The organism is Azohydromonas caseinilytica, from assembly GCF_012927045.1.
GTDB classification, from domain to species: domain Bacteria; phylum Pseudomonadota; class Gammaproteobacteria; order Burkholderiales; family Burkholderiaceae_C; genus Azohydromonas; species Azohydromonas caseinilytica.
In genome coordinates, this window is record NZ_JABBFW010000024.1 from 40,521 (window position 1) to 64,679 (window position 24,159).

Genomic DNA, 24,159 nt, shown 5'->3' on the forward strand with positions numbered 1-24,159 from the left:
TGAGCGCATGGACGTCTCCCGCTACTTCATCGACCGCCCGCGCCTGGCGACGGTGCTGTCGCTGTTCATCTTCCTGGTGGGGCTGCTGGCGATCTTCCAGCTGCCGATCTCGGAGTACCCGGAGGTGGCGCCGCCGCAGGTGGTGGTGCGCGCGCAGTTTCCCGGGGCCAACCCGCGCGTGATCTCGGAGACGGTGGCCACGCCGCTGGAGGAGCAGATCAGCGGCCTGGAGGGCATGCTGTACTACGAAAGCCAGGCCACGGCCGACGGCACCATGGTGCTGACCGTGACCTTCCGCATCGGCACGCATCCGGAAGCCGCCGAGACCGCGGTGCAGAACCGCGTCAACCGCGCGCTGCCGCGGCTGCCCGAGATCGTGCGCCAGATCGGCGTCACCACCGAGAAGCAGTCCTCCAACCTGACCATGGTCGTGCACATGGTCAGCCCCGACGCCAGCCGCGACTCGCTGTACCTGCGCAACTACGCGCACCAGCAGGTGCGCGACGAACTGCTGCGCATCCCGGGCATGGGCACCGTGATCCTGTTCGGCAGCGGCGACTACGCCATGCGCATCTGGCTCGATCCACAGCGCCTGGCCGGCCACGAGCTCACCGCCGGCGACGTGGTGGCGGCCGTGCGCGAGCAGAACACGCAGGTGGCCGCCGGCGTGGTGGGCGCGCCGCCCACGCCGCGCGGCACGGACTTCCAGCTCGCGGTCAACACGCAGGGGCGGCTGGGCGGCGAGCAGGAGTTCGCCGACATCATCGTGCGCACCGACCCGGCCACCGGCGCCGTGCTGCGCATCCGCGACGTGGGGCGCGTGGAGATCAGTGCCAACACCTACTCGCTGCGCAGCCTGCTCAACAACAAGGAGGCGGCGGCCATCGGCATCTTCCAGGCCCCGGGCTCCAACGCGCTGGCGATCTCCGACGACGTGCGCGCCACCATGGCGCGGCTCAAGGCGGACTTCCCGCCGGGCATGGACTACGCCATCGTCTACGACCCCACGCGCTTCGTCGCCACCTCCATCACCAAGGTCGTGGAGACGCTGCTGGAGGCCGTGCTGCTGGTGGTGCTGGTGGTGGTGCTGTTCCTGCAGACCTGGCGCGCTTCGGTCATTCCGCTGCTGGCGGTGCCGGTGTCGATCGTAGGCACCTTCGCGGTGCTGCTGGCCATCGGCTACTCCATCAACACGCTCACGCTGTTCGGGCTGGTGCTGGCCATCGGCATCGTGGTGGATGACGCCATCGTGGTGGTCGAGAACGTCGAGCGTCACCTGGAGGACGGGCTGGCGCCCCGCGAGGCCACGGTCGAGGCCATGCGCGAGGTCAGCGGCCCCATCGTGGCCATCGCGCTGGTGCTGTGCGCGGTGTTCGTGCCGCTGACCTTCGTGCCCGGGCTCTCGGGCCAGTTCTACAAGCAGTTCGCCGCCACGATCGCCATCTCCACCGTCATCTCTGCCTTCAACTCGCTCACGCTCTCGCCGGCGCTGTCCGCGCTGCTGCTGCGCCCTCACGACGCGCCCAAGGACCGGCTCACGCGGGTGATGGAGCGGCTCTTCGGCCGCTTCTTCCACTGGTTCAACGGCTTCTTCCACCGCCGCAGCGAGGCCTACGGCCGCGGCGTGCGCGGCATCCTGCGGCGCAAGTCGCTGGCGCTGGTGGTGTACGCGGGGCTGCTCGGGCTCACCGCGCTGCTGTTCGCGCGCATCCCCGCCGGCTTCGTGCCGGCGCCGGACAAGCAGTACCTGATCGGCATCGCGCAGCTGCCCGCGGCGGCCTCGCTGGACCGCACCGACGCCGTGATCCGCCAGATGAGCGACATCGCGCTCAAGGTGCCGGGCATCGTGGACGCGGTGGCCTTTCCGGGGCTGTCCATCGCCGGCTTCTCCAACGCGCCCAACGAGGGCATCGTCTTCTTCGGCCTGGCGGACTTCGACAAGCGCACCAGCGCCGAGCTGTCCAAGGACGCGATCCTGGGCCGCGTCAACGGCGCGCTGCAGCAGATCCAGGGCGCGCGGCTGTTCGTGGTGCCGCCGCCGGCGGTGGAGGGCCTGGGCAACGCCGGTGGCTTCAAGCTGCAGGTGCAGGACCGCTCGGGGCAGGGCGAGCAGGCGCTGTTCGGCGCGGTGTGGGGCACGCTGGGGCAGGTGTACGGCAACCCGCGCTCGGCCATCGGCACGCCGTTCTCGACCTACGACATCAACGTGCCGCAGCTCTTCGCCAACGTGGACCGCACCAAGGCCAAGCAGATGGGCGTGGCGCTGGGCGACATCTACGACACGCTGCAGATCAGCCTGGGCTCGCTCTACGTCAACGACTTCAACCGCTTCGGCAAGACCTACCAGGTGATCGTGCAGGCCGACGCGCCCTTCCGCGCCCAGGCCGCGGGCATCACCGAGCTCAAGACCCGCAACGCCGGCGGCGAGATCGTGCCGCTGGGCGCGCTCATGCGCGTGGAGCCCACCTTCGGGCCCACGCGCGTGACGCGCTACAACGGCTTCCCGTCGGCCGACATCAACGGCTCGCCCAATCCCGGCTTCTCCAGCGGCCAGGCGGAAGGCGAGATCGAGCGATTGCTGGCGCAACTGCCGCGCGGCATGGGCTACCAGTGGACGGAGCTGTCCTACCAGGACCGGCTCACGCGCGACGTGGAGCTGCCGGGGACGCCCTGGCGCCTGCCGACGCTGGTGGCGGTGCTGATGCTGTCGGTGGTGCTGGTGATCCTGGTGCTGGCGGCGCAGTACGAGAGCTGGAGCCTGCCGCTGGCCATCGTGCTGATCGTGCCGATGTGCATCCTGGCCGCGCTCACCGGGGTGTGGCTGTCCACCTTCCCGCCCTTCCTGCAGATCGGCGACCTCAATATCTTCACCCAGGTCGCGCTGGTGGTGCTGGTGGGGCTGGCGTGCAAGAACGCGATCCTGATCGTCGAGTTCGCCAAGGACCTGGAGGACCAGGGCCGCACCATGCTGGAGGCCGTGGTCGAGGCCTGCCACCGCCGGCTGCGGCCGATCCTGATGACGTCCATCGCCTTCTGCGCCGGCGTGATCCCGCTGATCCTGGGCAGCGGCGCGGGCAGCGAGATGCGCCGGGCCATGGGCATCGCGGTGTTCTCCGGCATGGTGGGCGTGACGCTGTTCGGCATCTTCTTCACGCCGGTGTTCTATGCGCTGCTGCGCAAGAGCACCGAGAGGCGGCGCGCGCATGCGGCCGAGCTGCGCGCCGAGATCGACCGCTGCGCCCATCCCTTCCATCCCGGCGTGGACGACGTGGAGCCGCCGCCGTCCACGCCGTCCGGCGGAGTGCCGCGGTGAGCCCTCGGGTCCGCCCGTTCCTGGTGGCCCTGGCTGCCGCGCTGGCCGGCTGCGCCTCGGGCCCGCCGCCCGAGCCGGCACTGCCGCCGCTGCCCGTGGCCTTCGCCAACGTGCCCAAGGACGCGCAGCCCGGCGAGCCGGCGGCAGCGTTCTGGCAGGGCTTCCAGGACCCGCAGCTCGATGCGTTGGTGGCACGAGCGCTGGACGCCAACTTCGACCTGCGCCTGGCGGTGGCGCGGCTGCGCGAGGCGCGGGCGCTGGCGCGCTTTGCCGAGGCGAACCTGCTGCCCCAGGTGGCGGGCACGGCCGGCGTGGCGCGGGTGCGCGACTTCAACGGCCCGGACAACACGCTGGTGCCGGGCCAGACCGTCTATAGCGTGGGCCTGGACGTGCGCTGGGAGGCGGACCTGTTCGGGCGCCTCTCGGCCGAGCGGCGCGCGGCGCGGGCCGACCTGCTGACCATCGAGTCCGACGCGCAGGCGCTGCGGTTGAGCGTGACCGCCGAGGTGGCGCGCAACTACTTCGAGCTGCGCGGGCTGCAGGAGCGGCTGCGCGTGTCCCGGGCGGCGCTGCAGACGCAGGAATCGACGCTGCGCCTGGTGCAGGCCCGCCAGGAGGTGGGCCGCGGCACGGGGCTGGACACCGAGCGCGCCCGCGCGCTGGTGCAGCGCACCGCCGCCGGCGTGCCGGCGCTGGAGGCGGCGCTGCAGCGCACGCGCTACCGGATCGCGGTGCTGTGCGGCCTGGCGCCCACCGCGCTGGACACCGAGCTCGACGCGCAGCGCCCGATCCCGGGCCTGCGCAGCGTGGCGCTGGGCGGCATCGGCTCGCCCGAGAGCCTGCTGCGGCGCCGGCCGGACGTGCGCGCGGCGGAGTTCGGCGTGGCTGCGGCGGCAGAGCGCGTGGGCGTGGCGCGCTCGGCGCTGTTCCCGCGCGTGACGCTGGGCGGCACGCTGGGCCACAACGCCTCGCGCCTGGGCGACCTGGGCGACGGCAGCACCTACGTCTACAACCTGGGGGCACAGCTGCTGTGGACGCTGCTGGATTTCGGCCGGCTGCGGGCGCAGATCGCCGCCGCCGATGCGCGCAGCGAGGCCGCGCTGCGCGCCTACGAGGCCACGGTGCTGGGGGCGCTGGAGGAGACCGAAGGCGCGCTGGCGGGCTACACGCGCAGCCAGCAGCAGGCGCAGTTCCTCTTCGACGCCGCGCGCGCGGCCGAGGCGGCGGCCGTCATCGCCCGTGGCCGCTTCGAAGCTGGCGTGGTGGACTTCCTGGTGGTGCTCGATGCCGAACGGGAGGCACTGGCCGCGCGCGACCAGCTGGCGCAGTCCCAGGCCGCGGCGGCGGTGGCGCTGGTGTCGGTGTTCAAGTCCCTGGCCGGCGGCTGGGAGCCCGGTGCTTCCTCCCGGTGAGCTTCGCGGCCATCGCGCTCGGTGGCGGTGATGAAGCGCCGGCTCTGGAAGGCGCCCTACAGAACGGGGCAACGCCACTGCGCCGCGGGAGCTTCGCGGCGCAGGGGCACAATTCGCCCATGGCAGCCCAGGAGTTCCCCATGAAACACCGTCCCGTCTTGAGCGAAGCGGCAATGCAGGACGCCGAGGCCCGGTTTCCCGAATTGGCCGCCCAGGCCGGCCGCGCCGCGCACCAGCGCGCACTGCAGCGCCTGGGCAAAGTCGTGAAGGCGCAGGACGGCCAGCTGGTCGAGGCGCGTGCCGACGGTACGGTGCAGGTGCTGCATGCCTTGCCCGTGGCCACCGCCGTACAGCGCGGGATGGTGCTCAAGCGCCGCAGCGCCCGTTGAAGGGTCCGGCGCTTCCCCGGCTGCGGGTGTTCGCAGGGCCCAACGGTTCGGGCAAGAGCACGATCCGCGAGCTGCTGCGCGAGGAATGGATCGGCGTCTACGTGAACGCCGACGAGATCGAGAAGGTGCTCAGGCGCGACGGCGCCATCGACCTGACCGACTTCGGGTTGGCCGATATGGCCGCCGGGCTGCAGCAGCGGCTCCATGCTTTCCTGAAGGCGTCGCCGCTGTGGCGACGGGCGGGGCTGGCCGATGCCGTGGACGAGCCGCAGCTCGGCGGCTCAAGGCTGGCCCTGGGCAGCGTGAGCGTGAACTCCTACGTCGCGGCCGTGCTGGCGGACTTCATCCGGCGTGAGCTGCTGGCCGCCGGCATCTCCTTCACGTTCGAGACGGTCATGTCGTCGCCGGACAAGGTGGATTTCATGCGGCAGGCCCGGGCCCAGGGATACCGCACCTACCTCTATTTCGTGGCCACGGCCGACCCGGACATCAACATCGCCCGGGTCCGGCAGCGCGTGGCCGAGGGCGGCCACGATGTGCCCGGCGACAAGATCGTCGAACGCTATGGCCGCTCCATCGCCTTGCTGGGCGAGGCTTGCGATGCCTCGAACCGGGCGTACGTCTTCGACAACTCCGGCGAGGAGCATGTGCTGATCGCCGAGGTGACCGACGGGGAAACGATGACGCTGCATGCCGACACGGTGCCGCAATGGCTCACCGCTTCGTCGCTGTGGCAGTGGTTCCAGCCCGGCGGCTCGGATTCCTAGACCCCGCTGGCCGGCTTGGCGGTGCGGGGCATCGCCTTGCCCCCTTGGCGTCGAGGGTGATGACGGCCGGGCCAGGAAGGAGTACAGCAGCGCCAACGGGCTGCGAGCCCACGACCAGGTGCAGCCATGAAGGCGATCCGCTCCCGTCAGGATGAACACCAACGCCTGGAGCGCGCGCTGCGCACGCTCAGCGGCTGCAACCGGGCGCTGCTGCGCGCCAAGGACGAGACGACCCTGTTGCAGGAGATCTGCCGCGTGGTGGTCGAGGAGGGCCGGTACTGCCTGGTCCGCATCGGCCGTGCCGAGCACGACGAGGCCAGGACGGTCTCGACACTGGCGTACGCCGGGAGCGGCCTCAATGAGGCCGAGGTCCGTGCGCTGTGGTGGGACGACAGCGAGCGCGGTCACAGCGCCACCGGCACGGCCATCCGCACCGGTGCACTGTGCCTGGTCAATGACATGCAGGCGCACGACTATCCGCCCATGTGGCGCGACTTCGCGCGCCGCCGCGGTCTGGGCTCGGTGCTGGCGCTGCCGCTGTACATCGAGGGCGAGTTGTTTGGCGCCTTGAGCATCGGGGCGCCCGAGGCCGATGCTTTCGGCAGCCAGGAACTGCAGGTGCTGCGCGAGGTTGCCGATGACGTCGCCTTCGGCCTGGAATTCCTGAGGCTGCGCCAGCGGCGCGAGCAGGCCGAAGCCGAGGTGCTGCGCCTGAACCGCGCCCTGCGCACGCGCGCGGCCGTCAACCGGGCGCTGGCGCAGGCCGGGGATGAGGCTTCGCTGCTGCAGGAGATCTGCCGCGTCGCGGTCGAGGAATGCGGCTACCGGCTGGCCTGGGTGGGCTACATCGAGGCCGACGAGGCCCGGACGATGCGCCCGATGGCGCATGCCGGCTTCGAGGACGGCTTCCTGGCGCTGCGGCGCAGTCTGGCCGCCTCCAAGATCGGCCGCACCATGGCGGCGTGTCTCGATGCGCAGCGGCCCATGGTCATGCGCGACGTGACGCGGAACCCTGCCTACCCCTTCCGCGAGGAAGCGCGTCGGCGCGGCTATGGCTCGCTGGTGACGCTGCCCTTGCGCGTCGATGGCGAGCTCATGGGCTCGGTGCAGATCCTGGCGGCGGAGACCGACGGCTTCGAGGATCAGGAGGTGCAACTGCTGGAGGCCACCGTGGCCGACCTCGGCTACGGACTGGCCGCGCTGCGCCAGCGGCTGCGGGCCGTTGCCGCCGAGGAAACCGTGCGGCGCCTGGCGTACTTCGACCCCGTGACCGGGCTGCCCAACCGGGCGCGCGTGTGCCAGTTGCTCAGCCAGGCCCTGGAGGCGGCACGCAGCGAGCGGCGGTCACTGGCCGTGGTGCGTATCGGTCTGGCGCACCTGCAGGAGCTCAACGCGACGCTGGGCAGCACGGAGGTCGACAAGCTGGTGCAGGCCGTGGCGACGCGGCTGCAGCAGGCCGTGGGCGACAGCGGCACGCTGGGCCGCCTGACCGAATCGGAATTCGCGCTCCTGCTGCCGCGCGCGGGCGCCGAGCCGGCCACGCTGCTGGCGCAGCGGCTGCTGGCGGCCCTGGACCAGCCGGTCGATGTCTCGGGCGTGCTGCTCGATGCGCGCTCGACGGCGGGCATCAGCCTGTTCCCGGGCCATGGCACGGAGGCCGACGAGCTGCTGCGCCGCGCCGGCATCGCGCTGACGCATGCGCGGGCCACGGGCGCCGCGGTGGCGATCTTCAAGAGTGGGTTTGACCGCGACTGCGCGCAGCGCCTGGCGCTCATGGGCGAGCTGCGCAAGGCCATTGAGCATGAGCAGCTGGACCTGTACTGCCAGCCCAAGCTCAAGATCGCGTCCGGCGAGGTGTGCGGCGCCGAGGCCCTCGTGCGTTGGCAGCATGAGCGCCTGGGGCCGATCAACCCGGGCCAGTTCATCTCGCTGGCCGAACAGACGGGACTCATCACGCCGCTGACCTACTGGATGCTGGAAGCCGTGCTGCGGCACAGCTATGCCTGGCGCGCGCAGGGCAGCGCGCTGCCCTTGTCGGTGAACCTCTCGGCCCGCGACCTGCACGATCCCAAGCTGCTGGCCCGCATCGAAGGCGCGCTGGCGACCTGGGGTGCCGAGCCGGACTGGATCGAGTTCGAGCTCACCGAAAGCGCGCTGATGCTGGACCCGTCGGCGGCGCTGGAGAAGCTGCAGCAGCTCAAGCGGCTGGACCTGCGCCTGGCCATCGACGACTACGGCACGGGCTATTCCTCGCTGTCGTACCTGCAGCGCCTGCCGGTGGATGCGATCAAGATCGACCAGTCCTTCATCCGCGGCATGCAGCGCGACGGCGACTCCGCGGCCATCGTGCATTCCACGATCGACCTGGCGCACAGCCTGCGGCTGCTGGTGGTGGCCGAAGGCGTGGAGGACCAGGAGACCTACAGCCATCTCGCCGCCATGGCTTGCGACCAGGCGCAGGGCTACTGCATCAGCCGGCCGTTGCCGGCCGTCGAATTCCAGCAGTGGTGCGCGGGCCGGGCTTGAGGACAGGGCGGGCGGGACGCTGAACACACCGAGCTGCCCGCGCAGTTCGAGACCAACGACGTGGATGCCGAAGTGAGCGCCGTGCTGGCCGGTATCGGCATCGACCAGCTGCCCAGCGACCTGGCCGCGCCGCTGGTGGAGCAGGGCCGCCTGGTGCGCCTGCTGGCGCGCCACACCACCGAGCGCTTCGGGCTGTACGTCCACTACCCGCAGCGCGCACACCTGCCGCCGCGCTCGCGGCTGTTCATCGACTTCGTGGTGCAGCGGCTGCAGGCGCGCGAGCGCTCCTGAGCGGCCAGTGCCGCGTTGCCGGCATTGGCCTTCACTTGCAATTTCCTCAAGCCAGCACGCCGCATTTCTCGTTTGTCGGCAGGGGCCTCGTGCACGAAAACTTGCAGCACTGCAGTCGCAGCAAGTCTTGAAATCCCTTTCCAGGAGACATCGTGTCCGAGCCTTCCTATCCCCTGTGGCGCCACTTCCCCGAGCCCGCGCTGCTGGCCTCACGCGACCTCGATTCCGGCGAGTTGATCTTTCCCGCGCTGAGCGCGGACTCCCCGCTGGCACCCCGCCACGAAACCGTGCCCCTGGCCGGCGTGGGTGAGGTCTACAGCTTCACCGTCATCCACCCCAGCCCCAGGAGCGGCGAGGCGCCCTACGCGCTGGGCTGCGTGGACCTGCCCGGGCCGGTGCGCCTGTTCGGGCGCCTGTGCGGCAAGCCGCGCCCGGCCATCGGCGACCGCTACGCGGCCCGGCCCGACGAGCGCTTCGGGTACGTGTTCGAGGCGGTGCGGGCCTGAGGCCGCGGCCACGACGCAAGGAGACCACCATGCAGGACATCTACATCCACGGCGGCGCGATGACGCGCTTCGGCAAGCATCCCGGCGTGCTCGCGCCCGAGCTGGCGCAGCAGGCGATCCTGAAGGCGCTGGACGACGCGGGCGTGTCCCGGGACGAGATCCAGGCCGTGTACTGCGCCAACGTGCTGGGCGGCATGATCGTGGGCCAGCTGATCGTGCGCGACCTGGGGCTCAAGGGCATCCCGGTCTACAACGTCGAGAACGCCTGCGCCAGCGGCGCCACCGGCGTGCACCTGGCCCGCCATGCGTTGCTCGCGCAACAGTACGACACCGTGCTGGTGCTGGGCATCGAGCAGCTCACCGCCCTGGGCGGCGGCACCATCCCGCTGCAGCGCAACGACCACAAGACCGAGCTCTACGCCAAGGCCGGCATGGTGCTGCCCGCCGTGTACGCCATGCGCGGCACGCGCTTCCTGCACGAGCGCGGCGCCACGCCCGCGGACCTCGCCGCCGTCGCGGTAAAGAACCGCCGCCACGGTGCGCTCAACGAATATGCCCAGCAGCGCAGCGAGACCACGCTGGAGGAGGTGCTCGCCTCGCGCATGATCGCCGACCCGCTGACGCTGCTGCAGTGCTGCCCCTCGCAGGTGGACGGCGCCGCGGCCGTGGTGCTGGGCACGCGCCGCCGCGGCGTGCGACGGGCGGTGAAGGTGCTGTCCTCGGCGGTGGTCTCGGGCCTGCGCGAGGAGGCGCGCGACGACATCCTGGACGCCGAGATCACGGCCCGCGCCGCGCGCCAGGCCTACGAGCAGGCGGGCGTGAGCCCCGGCGACGTGAGCGTGGTGGAGCTGCACGACGCCTTCACCATCGCGGAGCTGCTGTACTACGAGGCGCTGGGCCTGGCGCGGCGCGGCGACGCGGTGTCGCTGCTGCACTCCGGCGCCACGGCGCTGGGTGGCCGCGTGCCGGTGAACCCCAGCGGCGGGCTGCTGGCCAAGGGGCATCCGCTGGGCGCCACGGGTGTGGCGCAGATGGTGGAGATCCTGTGGCAGCTGCAGGGCCGTGCCGGCGCGCGCCAGGTGGAAGGCGCCAGCATCGGGCTGACCCAATGCACCGGCGGCGGCATCGCCGGCGTGGACCACGCCGCGTCCTCCGTGCACCTGCTGGGAGTCTGAGCATGGGCAACACCCGATTCGAAGCCGGCCAGGTGGCCGTCGTCACCGGTGCCGCCCGCGGCATCGGCCTGGGTATCGCGCAGCGCCTGGCGCAGGACGGGCTGAGCGTCGCACTGCTGGACCGCGACGCCGCGGCGCTGGACGAAGCCGTCGCCACGCTGGCCGCGCAGGGCTGTAAGGTCCTGGGCGCCACGGTGGACCTCACCGACTCGGCGGCGGTCAATGCCGCCATGGCCGAGGTCATCGCCACGGCCGGCCGCATCGACCACCTGGTCAACAACGCGGGCGCCGTGCGCGACATGCGCTTCCTGAAGATGCGCGACGAGGACTGGGACCTCGTCATCGACACCAACCTGCGCTCGCAGTTCCTGTGCTGCCGCGCCGTGCTGCCGGGCATGGTGGAGCGCGGCTCCGGGCGCATCGTCAACATCTCCTCGCGCGCCTGGCTGGGCGGCTTCGGGCAGGCCAACTATTCGGCAGCCAAGGGCGGCGTGGTCAGCCTCACGCGCTCGCTGGCCATCGAGTTCGCGGCCAAGGGCATCACGGTCAACGCCGTGGCGCCGGGCATCGTGGACACACCGCTGTTCCGCGGCTTCGCGCCGGAGCTGCAGTCGCGGCTGCAGGCCTCGGTGCCGGTGCAGCGCATCGGCACGGCGCAGGACATCGCCAACGCGGTGGCCTTCTTCCTGGACCCTGCCGCGTCCTACGTCACGGGCCAGACGCTGTACGTGTGCGGCGGCCGCAGCCTGTCCTCGCCCAGCGTGTGAAAGGAGTCGCCATGAACATCCGGTTCGAGACCATCGGCCCCGTGGCGGTGCTGAGCATCGCGCGGCCCGAGGTACTGAATGCCCTGAGCGTCGAAGCGCTGCGCGAGCTGCGCGCACACCTGGCCGAGGTGCGCGACCGCGACGACCTGCGCGTGGCCGTGCTCACGGGGGAAGGCAAAGCCTTCTGCGCCGGGGCGGACCTCAAGGGCACGCAGTCCTCGCCCGCCACCTACCCCGAGGCGCTGTTCCGCAGCCCCGAGCGCGCCGCCGGCCTGGGCCTGTACGTCCGGCTCATGGACCTGGCGGACCTGGGCCTGTGCAAGCCGGTCATCGCCGCCGTGAATGGCCATTGCCTGGGGGCGGGCCTGGAGATCGCGCTGCAGTGCGACCTGCGCCTGGCGGCTTCCAGCGCCAGTTTTGGGTTGCCGGAGGCGAGGGTGGGCTCCATTCCGGCCGTGTCGGGGCTGCACCGCCTGCTGCGCGCCGTTCCTGCGGCGCACGCGCTGCAGATGGCGCTCACGGGCGAGCGCATCGGCGCGGAGGAGGCCCGGCGCATCGGCCTGGTCACCGAAGTGCTGGAGGCCGAAGCCCTGCTGGAGCGCGCGCTGGCGCTGGCACAGCTCATTGCCGGCAACGCCCCGCTGGCGGTGCAGGCCATCAAGCGGCTGTCGCGCCAGACGCCGCACCTCAGCGACGCCGACGCGCAGCAGCTCACCGAGCTGACCTGGGGCGTGCTGCGCGACACGGCGGACCGGCTCGAAGGCCGCCAGGCCTTTGCCGAGAAGCGCCCGCCCGTCTACACCGGCCGCTGAGGCGGGACAACCCGAAGGAGACAAGCATGGACATCCACATTCCCCGCCGCACCGCGCTCGCTGCGGCCGTGGCCTGCACGGCGGCTGCGCTGGCCCTGCCGGCCCTGGGCCAGGCGGCATTCCCGAAGCAGAAGCCGATCACCCTGGTCGTGCCCTTCTCGCCGGGCGGCGGCAACGACATCCTGGCGCGCGCCGTCGCGCCGAAGCTGGGCCAGCTGCTGGGGCAGACCATCGTCATCGAGAACAAGCCCGGTGCCGGCGGCAACCTGGGCACCGAGCTGGTGGCGCGCGCCGAAGCCGACGGCTACACCCTGGTCATCGCCTCCAGCCAGGTGACGATGAATCCCTTCCTGGGCATGAAGGTGCCGTTCCGCATCGAGCGCGACTTCGAGCCCGTGGGCCGCATGGCTTCGGTGCCGCTGGTGCTGGTGAGCCATCCCGGCGAGCCCTACCGGACGCTGCAGGAGTTCATGGCCTACTCCCGGGCTCATCCCGGCAAGTTGAGCTACAGCAGCCCGGGCAACGGCACGCCGCAGCACCTGGCCGGCGAGGTGTTCGCCAAGCTCAACAAGACCGAGATGCTGCACGTGCCCTACCGCGGCACGGGGCTGTCGGTCACGGACCTGATCGCCGGGCAGGTGCAGGTCTCGTTCGCCACCTACGCCTCCGTGGCGCAGCACATCCAGGCGGGCAAGGTGCGCGCGCTGGGCATCGCGGGCCAGAAGCGCACGCCGCTCGCGCCGGAGCTGCCCACCTTCGGCGATGCCGGTCTGAAGCACTACGACGCCAGTCTCTGGTACAGCCTGCTGGCACCGGCCAGGACGCCGCCGGACGTGGTGGCCCGGGTCAACGAGGCCATGGTGAGCGCGCTGAACGATCCGGCCGTGGCGAAGCAGCTTGCGCAGCAGGGCTTCGAGACGCAGCCTTCGACGCCCGCCGAGCTGAAGGTGTTCCTGGCCAGCGAACTCAAGCGCTGGGAGCGCGTCATCAACGACAACCACATCAAGGTGGCGCCATGATGGCGCCCGGCTTCGCGGATGCCCCGGGCGGCGCGGACAACCCGTTGCTGCAGCACCTGGGCATCGAGCTGGCCGAGGTCGCGGCCGGGCGGGCCGTGTTCCGCATCGACCTCGACCGCCGCCACCTCAACCGCCAGGGCAGCCTGCAGGGCGGCGTGGCCGCCACGCTGCTGGACGCGGCCTGCGGCTATGCCGGCCTCGTCGGCGCCGATGGGCAGCTGCAGGGCAACGCCGTGACGGTGATGCTCAACGTTGCCTACCTGCGCAAGGTGAGCCGTGGCCGGCTGCGCGCCACCGGCACGGTCACGCGCGCCGGCCGCTCGATGTACTTCGCCACCGGCGAGCTCGCGACCGAGTCGGGCGAGTTGATCGCCACCGCCCAGGGCGCCTTCAAGCGCAACTCCAACGCTTCGGGAGAGTGAGCATGCTGCGCAACGCGCTGGACGGGCTGACCGTCATCGACTTCACGCAGATCGGCGCCGGCCCCACCTGCACCATGCTGCTGGCCGACATGGGGGCCCGGGTGATCAAGATCGAACCCCCGGGCGGTGAGCTCGGCCGCGGCCTGGGGCCGGGCTGGATCGGCGAGGACGCCGCACTGTTCCACGGTTTCAACCGCAACAAGCTCGGCGTGGCGCTGGACCTCAAGAGCGCGCAGGGCCTGGCGGTGGCGCGGCGGCTCATCGCCGAGGCGGACATCGTGGTGGAGAGCATGCGCCCCGGCGTGATGGCGCGGCTGGGGCTGGGTGCGGAGGCGCTCCTCCAGGCGCACCCGGGCCTGGTCTACTGTTCCATCTCCGCCTATGGGCAGACCGGTCCCTGTGCCGGGAACGCGGGCGTGGACGGCATCATCCAGGCCGACTCCGGGTTGATGAGCCTGGTCGGGCTGGAGGGCGCGGAGCCCTGCAAGGTGCAGGCCCCGGTGGTGGACGTGATGACGGGCTACGTCGCGGCCATGGCGGTGCTGGCCAAGCTGGCGCAGCGCGCCCGTGACGGGCAGGGCGGCCACCTGGACGTGAACCTGCTGAACTCGGCGCTGGCGCTGCAGCAGTCCTCGCTCACGAGCTGGCTCGCGGACGGCGTCCTGCCGGAGCGCGTGGGCAGTGCCGCGCCGTACTCGGCGCCGAACCAGGCGTTCCAGACCCGCGACGGCTGGGTGATGGTCGCGGCCTACATGCCCGAGCGCTGGAAGCGGCTGTGCGAGCTGCTGGGGCTGCCGCATCTGGCCACCGACGCGCGCTTCGCCACCTCGCCGCTGCGCGTGGCCCACCGGCAGGCGCTGGTGCCGCTGCTGGCGGCGGTGTTCAGGACCCGCGGCACCGACGAGTGGCTGGCGCTGCTGGGCGCGGCCGACATCCTGTGCGCGCGCGTGGCCACCTACGAGGACGTGGCCGAGCACCCGCAGGCGGCGGCCAACGGCATGCTGACCGAAGTGCGGCATGCACGGCACGGCACCATCCGCATGCCCGGCTTCCCGGTCAACAGCGCGCAGGCCAATGCGTGTCCGCATCGCGCCGCGCCGGCGTGCGGGCAGGACACGCGGCAGGTGCTGCGGGACTGCGGGTTCAGCGACGAGGACATCGCGGCGCTGCAGGCGTCCCGGGCGGTGCACTGTGCCGAGGCGGCCGGTGCCGCGCTCACGCCGCCTTGAACTGCTCCAGCAGCCACAGCCGGAACGTCCTCATGCTGGTCGTTTCCTCGCGGTGCGCGGGCGTGAGCAGGTAGTAGGTGTAGTCGCCCATGTTCACGGTCCGCTTGAAGGGCATGGCGAGGCGGCCGTCTTGCAAGTCCCTCTCGACCAGGAAGCGCTGGGCGATGGCCACGCCCTGGCCTTCGACAGCTGCCGCGTAGCTCATGGCGGAGCTTTCGTAGGTCATGCCGGCGCGGGCATCGACCTGCTCGGCCGCACCGGCCGCCTCCAGCCAGTGGCCCCAGTCGTCGGGCCGGGCGCTGCTGTGCAGCAGCGTGTGGTGCGCCAGGTCGGCCGGGCGCTTCAGCTTGGGGCCTGCCTTGAGCAGCGACGGGCTGGCCACCGGCACCAGCACGTTGTCCACCAGGCGGACCGTGTGACTGCCGGGCCAGTGGCCGTCGCCCAGGCGGATCGCGCCGTCGATGTCCTCCTTGCGGAAGTCCACCGGCTCCAGCGAGGCCTTGAGCAACACCTCGATGTCGGGATGCGCGGCATGGAAACCCGAGAGCCGCGGGATCAGCCAGCGCATGGCAAAGGTGGTGTAGGCGCGGATCTTGAGCTGCTTGCGCTGGCGCCTGCGCTGGAGCTTGCGCGTGGCTTCGCGCAGCACCTCGATGGCGCGCGTGACCGCGCGGTAGTAGTCCTGGCCTTGGCGGGTCAGCGACACCTGGCGATGGCCGCGGGTGAAGAGCTGCACCCCCAGCGCGTCTTCCAGCGTCTTGATCTGGCGGCTGACGGCGCCTGGCGTCACGTGCAGCTCGTCGGCCGCCAGCGTGATGCTCATGTGGCGCGCGGCCGCCTCGAACGCGCGCACGGCATTGAGCGGTGGGAGGCGGTCCATGGCCGTGACCGTAGGCCTGGATCGAGGGGGTGTCGGCCTCAGCGCAGCCGCCCGGGCGACAGCGCCCGCCCGTCCACTCCCTGGGCCGCGAGCGGTTCCGGCAAGGGCTCGCCCAGCAGCAGGCTGCGCGCGAGCAGCGCCGCCCCGGGCGCGCTCTGGATGCCGTAGCCGCCCTGCGCGGCCAGCCAGAAGAAGCCTTCGCACTGGCCGTCCCAGCCGATCACCATGTCCCCGTCGGCCACGAAGGAGCGCAGGCCGGCCCAGGTCCGGCCCGGGCGCCGGATGCTCATGGTGGTGGCCTGCTCGATGCGGTAGATGCCCAGGGCCACGTCCAGCTCCTCCGGCACCACGTCGTGCGGCGCGACCGGGTCGGCGTTGGCGGGCGAGCCCAGCAACTGGCCGGCGTCGGGCTTGAAGTAGTAGCTCTCGTCGATGCCCACCACCGCCGGCCAGCGGCTGGCGTCCACGCCTGCGGGCGGCGAGAAGGTGAAGGCGCTGCGGCGCCGCGGCTCCAGCCCGATCGGGCGTGCGCCCGCCAGGGTGGCGATCACGTCGGCCCAGGCACCGGCCGCGTTGACGACGTGGCGGGCGCGCACTTCCTCCCCGTCGGCCAGGCGCAGCGTCCACATGCCGCCGCCGCGCGACAGCGCCACGACCTCGGCAGGGTTGCGCACCTGGCCGCCGTGCTGGCGCAGCCCGCGCAGGTAGCCCTGGTGCAGCGCGTGCACGTCGATGTCGCTGGCGCTGTCCTCGGCCAGGCCCGCGCCGGTGGCCTCCGGGCGCAGGCAGGGCACCATGGCCAGCATCTCGTCGCGGCTCACCCGGCGCACGCCGCCACCGCGCTCGGACAGCTCGCGCCAGGCTGCCTCCAGCAGCTCGCCCTGGTCGGGCTGGGCCACGTGCAGCACGCCGCGCGGCGCCAGCAGCGGCTCGGCCCCGAACACCGGCGCCGGCGCGTCGAAGAAGGCGCGGCTGGCGCGCGTGAGGGCGCGGATCGCGGGCGTGCCGTAGCTCTCCATGAACAGCGCCGCGGAGCGGCCGGTGGTGTGGTAGCCCGGCTGGCTCTCGCGCTCCAGCAGCAGCACGGACGCCCGTGCCGAAATTTCATAGGCGGCCGAGGCGCCGGCGATGCCGGCACCGATGACGGCGAAATCGAAGGTGTCCATGGCTTCAGACCGCCGAGGCGGTGCCGGTGGAGGTGGCACCGTGCAGCGGCGGCGCGGTGACGATGGAGTCCAGCGCCGGCTCGGCACGGCGCAGGCGGCGCACGTCGGGCACCGGACGCCGCAGCGCTTCGATGCCGTTGAAAGCCTGCTCCATCGCGTGCGCCACGCCCAGCGTGTGGCGGTCGGCGCGGAAGCGGCCGACGATCTGCAGCCCGAAGGGCAGGCCGGCGCGGTCGGTGCCGCAGGGCAGGCTCAGCGAGGGGTGCGTGGTGAGCGTGGTGACGTAGGTCAGCGACAGCCAGCGGTAGTAGTTCTCCTGCGCCTGCCCGTTGATGGTGGCGGCATGCGGCAGCGTCCACGGGAAGGGCGGCACCGGCGTCGTGGGCGCCAGGATCACGTCCACGTCGCGGAAGGCAGCCTGGAAGCGCGCCAGGATGCGCGTCTGCTCGGCCTGGGCCCAGGCGCAGTCCAGCAGCCGCATGGCCGCGCCCATCTCGAAGTTGGCGCGCGGATTGGGCCCCAGGCTCTGCGGGTCGCGCTCGTAGGCCTCGCGCATGCCGGCGACGAAGGCCTCGGCGCGCAGCACGTCGAAGCAGCGGTGCACCTCGCCCAGGTCCAGCGCCAGCGGCTCGCAGCTGCGGAAGAGCGGCCGCATGGCACTGATCTTTTCCCGGAACAGGGCGCGGATGCCGTCGTCCACGGCGCAGGCGCCGAAGTCCTCGGTGTAGCCCACGCGCAGGCCGCCCAGGTCCACGTCCTGCGGGCACAGGAAGCTCAACGGGTCGAGCTCGTAGGTGAGCGGGTCGGCGGCCGAGAGCCCGGCCGAGGCCGCGAGCTGCAGGCAGGCATCAGCCACGGTGCGGCCCATGGGACCGACCACGGAGATCGGCGTCCAGCCCAGGGGCTTGCGCGAGCTGGGCACCACGCCGGGCGAAGGCCTGAAGCCCACCACGCCGCACTTGGCGGCCGGAATGCGCAGCGAGCCGCCGGTGTCGGAGCCGGTGCACACCGGCAGCAGGTCCAGCGCCAGCGCCGCGGCCGAGCCGCCCGAGGAGCCACCGGCGTTGAGGTTGGGGTCGAAGGGGTTGCCGGTGGCGCCCCAGACCGGATTGCGCGTGTTCGCGCCCGCGCCCATCTCGGGCACGTTGGTCTTGCCCGCCACGATGGCGCCGGCCGCGCGCAGCCGTGCCACCAGCACGTTGTCGGCCGCCGGCACGTTGCCGCGGTGGATGGGCGAGCCGTAGGTGGTCAGCAGCCCGGCGGTTTCCTCCAGGTCCTTCACGCCCAGCGGCAGGCCGTGCAGCAGGCCCAGCGTCTCGCCTCGCATCACCGCCTGCTCGGCGGCGCGGGCCTCGGCGCGGGCACGCTCGAAGCAGGTGGCGGTGACGGCGTTGACGTAGGGGTTCACCGCCTCGATGCGCGCGATGCACGCCTCCAGCAGCTCCACCGGGGAGAGCTGCCGCGCGCCGATGCGTCGGCGCATCTCGACGGCGGTGAGGGATGTGATGTCGGGGTGCTGCATGCGCTTGTCTTCCTTGGGTTTTATGTGGGTTGGCCCAGGCCGCGGGCGGCACCCGGCGGCCTGTCGCAAAGGCTCAGTCGGCCGTGATGTGGGCGCGCTGGGCAGTCTCGCGCATCAGCGGCAGCTCCTTCCGGATCAGCGCCTCGACGGCCGCGCCGTTCTGGTAGCCCGGCTCGAAGCCACTGGCCACGAGCTTGTCGCGCACCTCCGGTTGCGCCATCACCTCCGACAGCGCCTGCTCCAGTTTTGCTTTCACCGCGGGCGGCAGGCCGCGCGGCGCCACGACGGCCAGCCAGGTGTCGGCGTCCAGGTTGTAGCCGCTCTCGGCGAAGGTCGGCACCTCGGGCAGCAGCGCCGAGCGCCTGGCCGTGGTCACGGCGATGGCCTTGATCTTGCCGCCCTTGAGCTGCGGGATCGCGGCGGCGACCGTGTCCACGGCAAAGGGCACCTGTCCGCCCATCAGGTCCGTCATGGCGGGTGCGCTGCCCTTGTAGGGCACGTGCATGAGCTGGGTGCCGGTGACGTGCGCCAGCAGCTCGCCGGTGAAGTGCGCCGTCGAGCCGTTGCCGAAGGAGGCGAAGGCCAACTTGCCGGGCGAGGCCTTGGCCAGGGCCACGAACTCCTTGGGCGTGTTGGCGGGCACGTCCTTGTGGGCCAGCAGGATCAGCCCGGTGCGGGCCAGCAGGCCGACCGGCTCGAAGCTCTTGACCGGGTCGTAGGGCAGCTTGGGCTGGATGGCCGGATTGACCGTGAAAGTCGTCCCGGAGCTCACCAGCAGGGTGTGCCCGTCGGGCGGCGCCTTGGCGACGAAGCTGGCGCCGATGACGGTGCCCGCGCCGGCGCGGTTGTCGGCCATCACCGGCTGGCCGAGCTTGGCCTCCAGGGCCTTGGCCAGCAGCCGCCCGGCCACGTCGGTGGCGCCCCCGGGCGGGAACGGGATCACCAGCTGGATCGGCTTCGACGGATAGGGCGCATCGGCCGCCCAGGCGCTGCCCAGCGGGGCCGCGAGCGTCACGGCCGCCAGGGCGGTACGGGCGAGAAGGGAAGTGGATTTCATGGGCGTTCCTCGGGCTCGGGATGGTTGGGGAAGGAACTCAGGGCCGCGCCGCGGCGTCCCGGCCGCGCGCCAGGAAGCGCGCGTACTCGTCCTGGGGCACGAACAGGCCCCCGGTGGTCCACGCGATGTGCGTGGCCGCGGCCATGTGCGCCTGCAGGCCGTGCCGCTCCAGGTAGGCCTGGCCCGCGGCGGTGTCGCGCAGCATCGCGGGGCCGGAGAAGCCGGCCGCGGCCGAGGGCTCGATGTGCAGCTCCTCGCTGACGGCCGCGGCATGCAGCAGCCGGAACAGCGTCTCGTCCTCGACGGTGTAGACGCCGCCCAGCAGCGGGCCCGCGACCTCGGCCGCCAGCTCCGAGGCGCACGGCACGGCCAGCCCGTCGGCCTCGGTGCGGTTGTCCAGGCCCACGTCGTAGACGGACGGCTGGTCGCCCAGGAACTCGAAGCCCGGTGTGCCGGCCAGCATCTGCAGCAGGAAGCAGGGCGAGCGCGTCGGCTCCGCGAAGAAGCAGTGCACGTGCGGCCCGAAGAGCTGCGCCAGCCCGAAGGCGATGCCGCCCGGCGCCCCGCCCACGCCGCAAGGCAGGTACACGAACAGCGGGTGCTGCGCGTCCACGCGCCGGCCCAGCGCCGCCAGCTGCCGCGCCAGGTGCGGCGCCGCGGCGGCGTAGCCCAGGAACAGCGAGCGTGAGCGCTCGTCGTCCACGAAGTGGCAGGCCGGGTCGGAGAGCGCGGCGCGGCGGCCCGCGGCCACGGCCTCGGCGTAGTCGCCGGCGTGCTCGACCACCTCCACGCCACGGGCGCGCAGCCGTGCCTTCTTCCACTCCTTGGCGTCGGCCGACATGTGCACCACGGCCCGGAAGCCCAGTGCCGAGGCCATCACGCCGATGGCCAGGCCCAGGTTGCCGGTGGAGCCCACCGCCACCTGGTGCCGGGCGAACAGCGCGCGCGCCGCCGGCTCGGCCAGCACGCGGTAGTCGCCGTCCAGCGCCAGCAGGCCATGGCGCAGCGCCAGCCCTTCGGCGTGCTCCAGCACCTCGTGGATGCCGCCACGGGCCTTGACGGAGCCGGCCACCGGCAGGCCGTGATCGGCCTTCACCAGCAGGGTGCCGAAGTCCTGCGGGATGCCGAGCGCGCGCTGCAGCCGGGGGACCGGCAGCAGCTCGGATTCGATGACACCGTCCCGGACCTGCAGCTCCGGGAACAGGCGCGCGAGCAAGGGCGCGAAGCGGCGCCAGCGCGCCACGGTGGCCTCGACATCAAGCTGGCTAATGCCCGCGCCGGCTTCCGACCAAGCCGTGTGCCTGGATGAAGACGCCGTCCACAACACCGGCTCACCGCGCTTCAGCGCTTGCAGATCGAAGAGCGGCTGGTCGGAGGAGGTGTTCTGCGCCGTGGAAGTGGCTGGAGGCAGGTGCGGCATGGGGCGTCTCGGGCATTGTCTGGTCCCGCCATGGTGAGCTGCCCGAGGCCGCGGCACAAAGCATTTATATTGGCCCTGTCATTAGTCTCATTGATGCAAAACGTGGATACCCGGCTCTCTCCTTCCGTGCTGGCATGGTTGCGGTGCTTCGAAGCCGCGGCGCGGTGCATGAGCTTCACCAAGGCCGCCGCGGAGCTGTGCGTGACGCAGGGGGCGGTCAGCCAGCAGGTCAAGCAACTGGAGGGCTGGCTGCAGCGCCCGCTGTTCCTGCGCAGCCCGCGGGCGCTGGTGCTGACGCCCGAAGGCCAGTGGCTGGCCTCGGTCGTGCGCGAGTCGTTCCAGGCGATCGAGGGCACGCTGGTACAGCTGCGCATTCCGCCGGCGGCCGGGCCGCTGGCGCTGAGCTGCGCGCCCTCGTTCGCGATGGGCTGGCTTACGCCCCGGCTCGGCGACTTCTACCGCAGCCACCCGGAGATCGGGCTGCGCGTCATCGGCGAGTTCCATGCCCTGGACCGCGACCGCATGGCACGCGACGAGGTGGCCGCCGCCCTGCGCTACGACCTGGGCCAGTACCCCGACCTGCTGGCCACCGAGATCCTGGACGAGTGGCTGCTGCCCGTGGCGAGCCCGGCGTTCCTGGCGGCGCACCCGCAGCTGCGCTCGCCCTCGGACCTGCACCCGGCGCTGCTGCTGCACGACAGCAGCGCCTGGGACGGTGCCGGCCCCTACGAGGAATGGGAACACTGGCTGCGCCACGCCGGCGTGACGCTGCAGGGCTTCGAGCAGGGCCACCACTTCAACCTCTCACAGCTGGCGCAGGGCGCCGCGCTGGCCGGGCAGGGCATGGCGATGGGCCGCGCCGCGCTCGTGCTGGAGGATCTGGTGTCCGGGCGCCTGGTGGCGCCGTTCGGCATGCCGGTGCGCTCGCGTGCCGCCTACCACTTCGTGGCGCCCATGCAGCACACGGCCCGCATCGACACCGTGCTGTCCTGGCTCACGGCACAGGCCGCGCACTTTCGCGTGCAGCGCGATGAGCTGCTGCAGGCGCTGACCGCTGCGCAGAGCCGGGAGCGGCGTTGATGCGCCGGTGCGGCTGAACCGGCGGCGCGGCCATCCCGGCCGTTGGCGAGCGGGGCCTGCAGCTGTCACTGCGGATCGCGGAGCCGGCGCAGCTCGGCCAGCACCTCGAACAGCAGCGCACTGCGGATGGCGGCGGTCTTGCGCGGTGAGGAAACGAAACCGGTGGCATTGAAGACCACCTTGTCGCCCTCGACGCCGTCGAGCAGCACCTTCGGCGGCGGCTCCTGAAGCACCTCGGCATGCGCCTCGAAGGCCCGCAGCAGCAGCGTGCGCACGCGCTCGGCATCGGTGTCCAGCGGCAGCGGCAGCTTGAACTGGACCAGCCCCAGCGCGTTGTCATGGGTGACGTTGCGCACGACCTTGGTGATGAACTCGGAGTTGGGCACGATCACCGTGGCACGGTCGCCCGTGCGGATCTCGGTGGCGCGCACGTTGATGCGCTGGATGTCGCCCTCCACGCCGCTGAGCGCCACCCAGTCGCCGACCTTCACGGGGCGCTCGGCCAGCAGGATCAGGCCGGAGACGAAGTTGGAGACGATGGCCTGCATGCCGAAGCCCACCCCCACCGTGAGCGCGCTGGCGATCCAGGCCACCTTGTCCAGCGCCAGGCCGACGGCGGACAGCCCCAGCGCCACGGCCACGACCAGGCCGACGAAGCCCAGCAGCGTGACGAGCGAGCTGCGCATGCCGGCGTCCAGGGACGTGGTGGGCAGGAAGCGTTGGGCGAGCCAGTGCTGCAGCACCCTGAACGCCGCCAGCGCAAGGGCGAACACCAGCAGCGCCTGCAGCACGGAGCCCGGGCGCAACTCCAGCGAGCCGAGCGTGATGCCGGTACCCAGCCGGCCGGTGTGGCTCAGCAGCTCCTGCGGCCCCTGGCCGAACGGCGCCAGCAGCAGCGCCAGCAGCAGCAGCACGACCAGCAGCCGCAAGGCGCCCGACACCACCACGGCCACCTGGGCGCGATGGCCGGCGGGCTCGGCAGGCGAGACGTCGGTCGATGCGGCCCGGGTGAGCGCCGCGGGCTGCGCCTGCCAAGCCATGGCGAGGTCGTCCACCAGCACGCACAGGAGGTAGGCGGTGCCCGCCAGCACCGTGATCCACACCGCCTGGCGCACCACGAAGCCGCCCAGCGCCACGTAGCCGATCAGGATGGCAACCAGGCTCAGCACCAGCAGCAGCCAGATGGCCACGATGAGCCCGGACAGCCAACCGGGCCGCCCTGGCGCGCTGGTGGGCGGTCGTGCCAGGGCTTGCTGGCGCAGCCGCTCGGCGCGCGACACCCCGCGCACCAGCAGCACGCCCAAGGCCAGGGTCAGCAGCGCGTCGATGGCCACGGCCGTCGGCAGCGCGCTCTGCACCAGGGCCGCCAGCCGCTGCAGCAACCAGCTGAGGAACACGGCCACGCCCAGCAGCAGCGGGTAGCGGCGCAGGCCGAGCGCGACATGGTCCGGCAGCGGCAGCAGGCGCCACGACGGGTGCCTGGGCTGCAGCAACGCCCGGCCCAGCCCGACGACATAGGCCGAGAAGCACACGGCGCCGAAGGCATCGCCCAGCAGGGCCTGCCAGCGCGGGCCCAGGGCCGCTTCGCGGGCCAGCACGAGCAGCCCATAGGCCGCGGCGCCGGGCACGAGCATCGCGAGCAGGGAGCGGCCCAGGGCATACAGCGAGCGCCGCACCCGGCCCTGGGGTGCGCGCTGCGTCACGATGCGCTCCATCCAGCGGCCCAGGACCTGGCGCAGCGCCAGCGCCCCGGCCACCAGCACCAGCGCCAGGACCATGCCCCAGGCCCTGTGGGCCGGCAACGGCTGGCGCAATGGCGTCGCCAACTGTGCCAGCCGCGCCCAGTCGCGCTGCCAGCTCGCCCGCAGGTCGCTCCAGAACGCGGCGCTGAGCAGCGAGTCGGTGCGTTCGAAGAGCTGGTCGCGAAAGCGCTCGCGCTGCCGCGCGGCCACGCTGTCGGCCAGTTGCTCGCTCTCCACCACCAGCAGCCGGGCGAGCTTCACGCGCGCCTCGATCTCGCTGCCCGACTGCTCCAGGGTCTTGCGCTCGGTCGCGACGTCCGCCGTCTCCGCGGTCGGGCTGCTGGCCGCCGGGCCCGCCGGGCTCACCAGCCCCGAGAGCCGGGCCTGGGTGCTTTCCAGCTGCTGCGTCTGCTCCTCGATCACTTCCTGCGCCTGCTGCTGCAGCGCCAGCAGCGTGCGGCGCATTGCCACGAGCTGCTCCTCGCTCAGTTCCGGCTTCTGCAGCTGCTGCTCGACGCCGTCCAGCGTCTTGCGCGCACCGGCAATGACGGCGTCCGGGTCGTCGATGGCGGCGGCCCGTGCCACGGCAAGCGTCAGTACGCACAGCAGCGTCAGGGCCCAAAGGAGCCATGCCGGCCGGCGGTGGGGAGCAGCCCGTGGCAGC

At 72.0% G+C, this 24,159-nt stretch carries 20 protein-coding genes; 14 read left to right on the forward strand and 6 right to left on the reverse strand.

Annotated features, from left to right (window positions below):
* The first annotated feature begins 7 nt into the window (after positions 1-7).
* The 13 genes from HHL10_RS23400 to HHL10_RS23460 all read left to right on the forward strand — a co-directional run bounded on the left by HHL10_RS23400 (position 8) and on the right by HHL10_RS23460 (position 14,628).
* Positions 8-3,313, forward strand: coding sequence for an efflux RND transporter permease subunit (locus HHL10_RS23400; RefSeq protein WP_169162822.1), 3,306 nt, complete (start codon positions 8-10; stop codon positions 3,311-3,313).
* Entirely contained in the window at positions 3,310-4,725 is a 1,416-nt protein-coding gene (locus HHL10_RS23405; RefSeq protein ID WP_310734666.1) for an efflux transporter outer membrane subunit, read from the forward strand. The genes HHL10_RS23400 and HHL10_RS23405 overlap by 4 nt, the downstream gene beginning before the upstream one ends.
* 140 nt (positions 4,726-4,865) lie before the next feature.
* Complete coding sequence (locus HHL10_RS23410) at positions 4,866-5,114, forward strand: hypothetical protein (RefSeq protein ID WP_235971752.1); 249 nt, start codon at positions 4,866-4,868, stop codon at positions 5,112-5,114.
* Complete coding sequence (locus HHL10_RS23415; protein WP_205833177.1) at positions 5,111-5,881, forward strand: ATPase; 771 nt, start codon at positions 5,111-5,113, stop codon at positions 5,879-5,881. Before HHL10_RS23410 ends, HHL10_RS23415 begins: the two co-directional genes overlap by 4 nt.
* 126 nt (positions 5,882-6,007) lie before the next feature.
* The gene (locus tag HHL10_RS23420) at positions 6,008-8,407 is read left to right on the forward strand and encodes a bifunctional diguanylate cyclase/phosphodiesterase (protein ID WP_169162823.1); all 2,400 of its coding nucleotides are present in this window, start codon (positions 6,008-6,010) and stop codon (positions 8,405-8,407) included.
* 33 nt (positions 8,408-8,440) lie between these two features.
* The gene (locus HHL10_RS23425; RefSeq protein ID WP_259373286.1) at positions 8,441-8,698 is read left to right on the forward strand and encodes a LysR substrate-binding domain-containing protein; all 258 of its coding nucleotides are present in this window, start codon (positions 8,441-8,443) and stop codon (positions 8,696-8,698) included.
* A gap of 152 nt (positions 8,699-8,850) precedes the next feature.
* A complete protein-coding gene (locus HHL10_RS23430; protein WP_169162825.1) occupies positions 8,851-9,204 on the forward strand; it encodes a Zn-ribbon domain-containing OB-fold protein in 354 nt (117 codons plus the stop codon).
* A gap of 29 nt (positions 9,205-9,233) precedes the next feature.
* Complete coding sequence (locus HHL10_RS23435; RefSeq protein ID WP_169162826.1) at positions 9,234-10,379, forward strand: thiolase family protein; 1,146 nt, start codon at positions 9,234-9,236, stop codon at positions 10,377-10,379.
* Between the two features lie 2 nt (positions 10,380-10,381).
* A complete protein-coding gene (locus HHL10_RS23440) occupies positions 10,382-11,146 on the forward strand; it encodes an SDR family NAD(P)-dependent oxidoreductase (RefSeq protein WP_169162827.1) in 765 nt (254 codons plus the stop codon).
* 11 nt (positions 11,147-11,157) lie between these two features.
* A complete protein-coding gene (locus HHL10_RS23445) occupies positions 11,158-11,958 on the forward strand; it encodes an enoyl-CoA hydratase/isomerase family protein (protein WP_169162828.1) in 801 nt (266 codons plus the stop codon).
* 26 nt (positions 11,959-11,984) lie between these two features.
* Complete coding sequence (locus HHL10_RS23450) at positions 11,985-12,977, forward strand: tripartite tricarboxylate transporter substrate binding protein (RefSeq protein ID WP_169162829.1); 993 nt, start codon at positions 11,985-11,987, stop codon at positions 12,975-12,977.
* Positions 12,974-13,399 (forward strand): PaaI family thioesterase, encoded by a 426-nt coding sequence (locus HHL10_RS23455; RefSeq protein ID WP_235971753.1) that lies wholly within the window; start codon positions 12,974-12,976, stop codon positions 13,397-13,399. Before HHL10_RS23450 ends, HHL10_RS23455 begins: the two co-directional genes overlap by 4 nt.
* Before the next feature lie 2 nt (positions 13,400-13,401).
* The gene (locus tag HHL10_RS23460) at positions 13,402-14,628 is read left to right on the forward strand and encodes a CaiB/BaiF CoA transferase family protein (RefSeq protein ID WP_169162830.1); all 1,227 of its coding nucleotides are present in this window, start codon (positions 13,402-13,404) and stop codon (positions 14,626-14,628) included.
* On the opposite strand, the gene gcvA is transcribed toward HHL10_RS23460, so the two are convergent.
* From gcvA to dsdA, 5 genes are all read right to left on the reverse strand, one after another.
* A complete protein-coding gene (gene gcvA / locus HHL10_RS23465; protein WP_169162831.1) occupies positions 14,615-15,508 on the reverse strand; it encodes a transcriptional regulator GcvA in 894 nt (297 codons plus the stop codon). The two genes, HHL10_RS23460 and gcvA, sit on opposite strands and share 14 nt — an antisense overlap.
* 38 nt (positions 15,509-15,546) lie before the next feature.
* Positions 15,547-16,674 carry an NAD(P)/FAD-dependent oxidoreductase gene (locus HHL10_RS23470; RefSeq protein ID WP_169162832.1) on the reverse strand — a complete coding sequence of 376 codons (1,128 nt, stop codon included), beginning with the start codon at positions 16,672-16,674 and terminating at the stop codon, positions 15,547-15,549.
* 4 nt (positions 16,675-16,678) lie between these two features.
* Positions 16,679-18,196 (reverse strand): amidase, encoded by a 1,518-nt coding sequence (locus HHL10_RS23475; protein ID WP_169162833.1) that lies wholly within the window; start codon positions 18,194-18,196, stop codon positions 16,679-16,681.
* Between the two features lie 73 nt (positions 18,197-18,269).
* Positions 18,270-19,253: a Bug family tripartite tricarboxylate transporter substrate binding protein gene (locus HHL10_RS23480; RefSeq protein ID WP_169162834.1), complete on the reverse strand. Its 984-nt coding sequence runs from the start codon at positions 19,251-19,253 to the stop codon at positions 18,270-18,272.
* A 37-nt stretch (positions 19,254-19,290) separates the two neighbouring features.
* The gene (dsdA, locus tag HHL10_RS23485; RefSeq protein WP_169162835.1) at positions 19,291-20,673 is read right to left on the reverse strand and encodes a D-serine ammonia-lyase; all 1,383 of its coding nucleotides are present in this window, start codon (positions 20,671-20,673) and stop codon (positions 19,291-19,293) included.
* 102 nt (positions 20,674-20,775) lie between these two features.
* Here dsdA and HHL10_RS23490 point away from each other — a divergent pair, with 102 nt between their 5' ends.
* Positions 20,776-21,753, forward strand: coding sequence for a LysR substrate-binding domain-containing protein (locus HHL10_RS23490; protein ID WP_169162836.1), 978 nt, complete (start codon positions 20,776-20,778; stop codon positions 21,751-21,753).
* A 65-nt stretch (positions 21,754-21,818) separates the two neighbouring features.
* Here HHL10_RS23490 and HHL10_RS23495 read toward each other — a convergent pair whose 3' ends face one another.
* Positions 21,819-24,080, reverse strand: coding sequence for a DUF3772 domain-containing protein (locus HHL10_RS23495; protein WP_169162837.1), 2,262 nt, complete (start codon positions 24,078-24,080; stop codon positions 21,819-21,821).
* Between the last annotated feature and the right edge of the window lie 79 nt (positions 24,081-24,159).

Excerpts from the sequence above, each read along its gene's own strand:
- HHL10_RS23470 (WP_169162832.1), bottom strand. The coding sequence starts at position 16,674 with ATGGACACCTTCGATTTCGCCGTCATCGGTGCCGGCATCGCCGGCGCC.
- HHL10_RS23475 (WP_169162833.1), bottom strand. The coding sequence starts at position 18,196 with ATGCAGCACCCCGACATCACATCCCTCACCGCCGTCGAGATGCGCCGA.
- HHL10_RS23460 (WP_169162830.1), top strand. The coding sequence starts at position 13,402 with ATGCTGCGCAACGCGCTGGACGGGCTGACCGTCATCGACTTCACGCAG.
- HHL10_RS23450 (WP_169162829.1), top strand. The coding sequence starts at position 11,985 with ATGGACATCCACATTCCCCGCCGCACCGCGCTCGCTGCGGCCGTGGCC.
- HHL10_RS23410 (WP_235971752.1), top strand. The coding sequence starts at position 4,866 with ATGAAACACCGTCCCGTCTTGAGCGAAGCGGCAATGCAGGACGCCGAG.
- HHL10_RS23480 (WP_169162834.1), bottom strand. The coding sequence starts at position 19,253 with ATGAAATCCACTTCCCTTCTCGCCCGTACCGCCCTGGCGGCCGTGACG.
- HHL10_RS23440 (WP_169162827.1), top strand. The coding sequence starts at position 10,382 with ATGGGCAACACCCGATTCGAAGCCGGCCAGGTGGCCGTCGTCACCGGT.
- HHL10_RS23435 (WP_169162826.1), top strand. The coding sequence starts at position 9,234 with ATGCAGGACATCTACATCCACGGCGGCGCGATGACGCGCTTCGGCAAG.
- HHL10_RS23445 (WP_169162828.1), top strand. The coding sequence starts at position 11,158 with ATGAACATCCGGTTCGAGACCATCGGCCCCGTGGCGGTGCTGAGCATC.
- HHL10_RS23420 (WP_169162823.1), top strand. The coding sequence starts at position 6,008 with ATGAAGGCGATCCGCTCCCGTCAGGATGAACACCAACGCCTGGAGCGC.
- dsdA (WP_169162835.1), bottom strand. The coding sequence starts at position 20,673 with ATGCCGCACCTGCCTCCAGCCACTTCCACGGCGCAGAACACCTCCTCC.
- HHL10_RS23400 (WP_169162822.1), top strand. The coding sequence starts at position 8 with ATGGACGTCTCCCGCTACTTCATCGACCGCCCGCGCCTGGCGACGGTG.
- gcvA (WP_169162831.1), bottom strand. The coding sequence starts at position 15,508 with ATGGACCGCCTCCCACCGCTCAATGCCGTGCGCGCGTTCGAGGCGGCC.
- HHL10_RS23455 (WP_235971753.1), top strand. The coding sequence starts at position 12,974 with ATGATGGCGCCCGGCTTCGCGGATGCCCCGGGCGGCGCGGACAACCCG.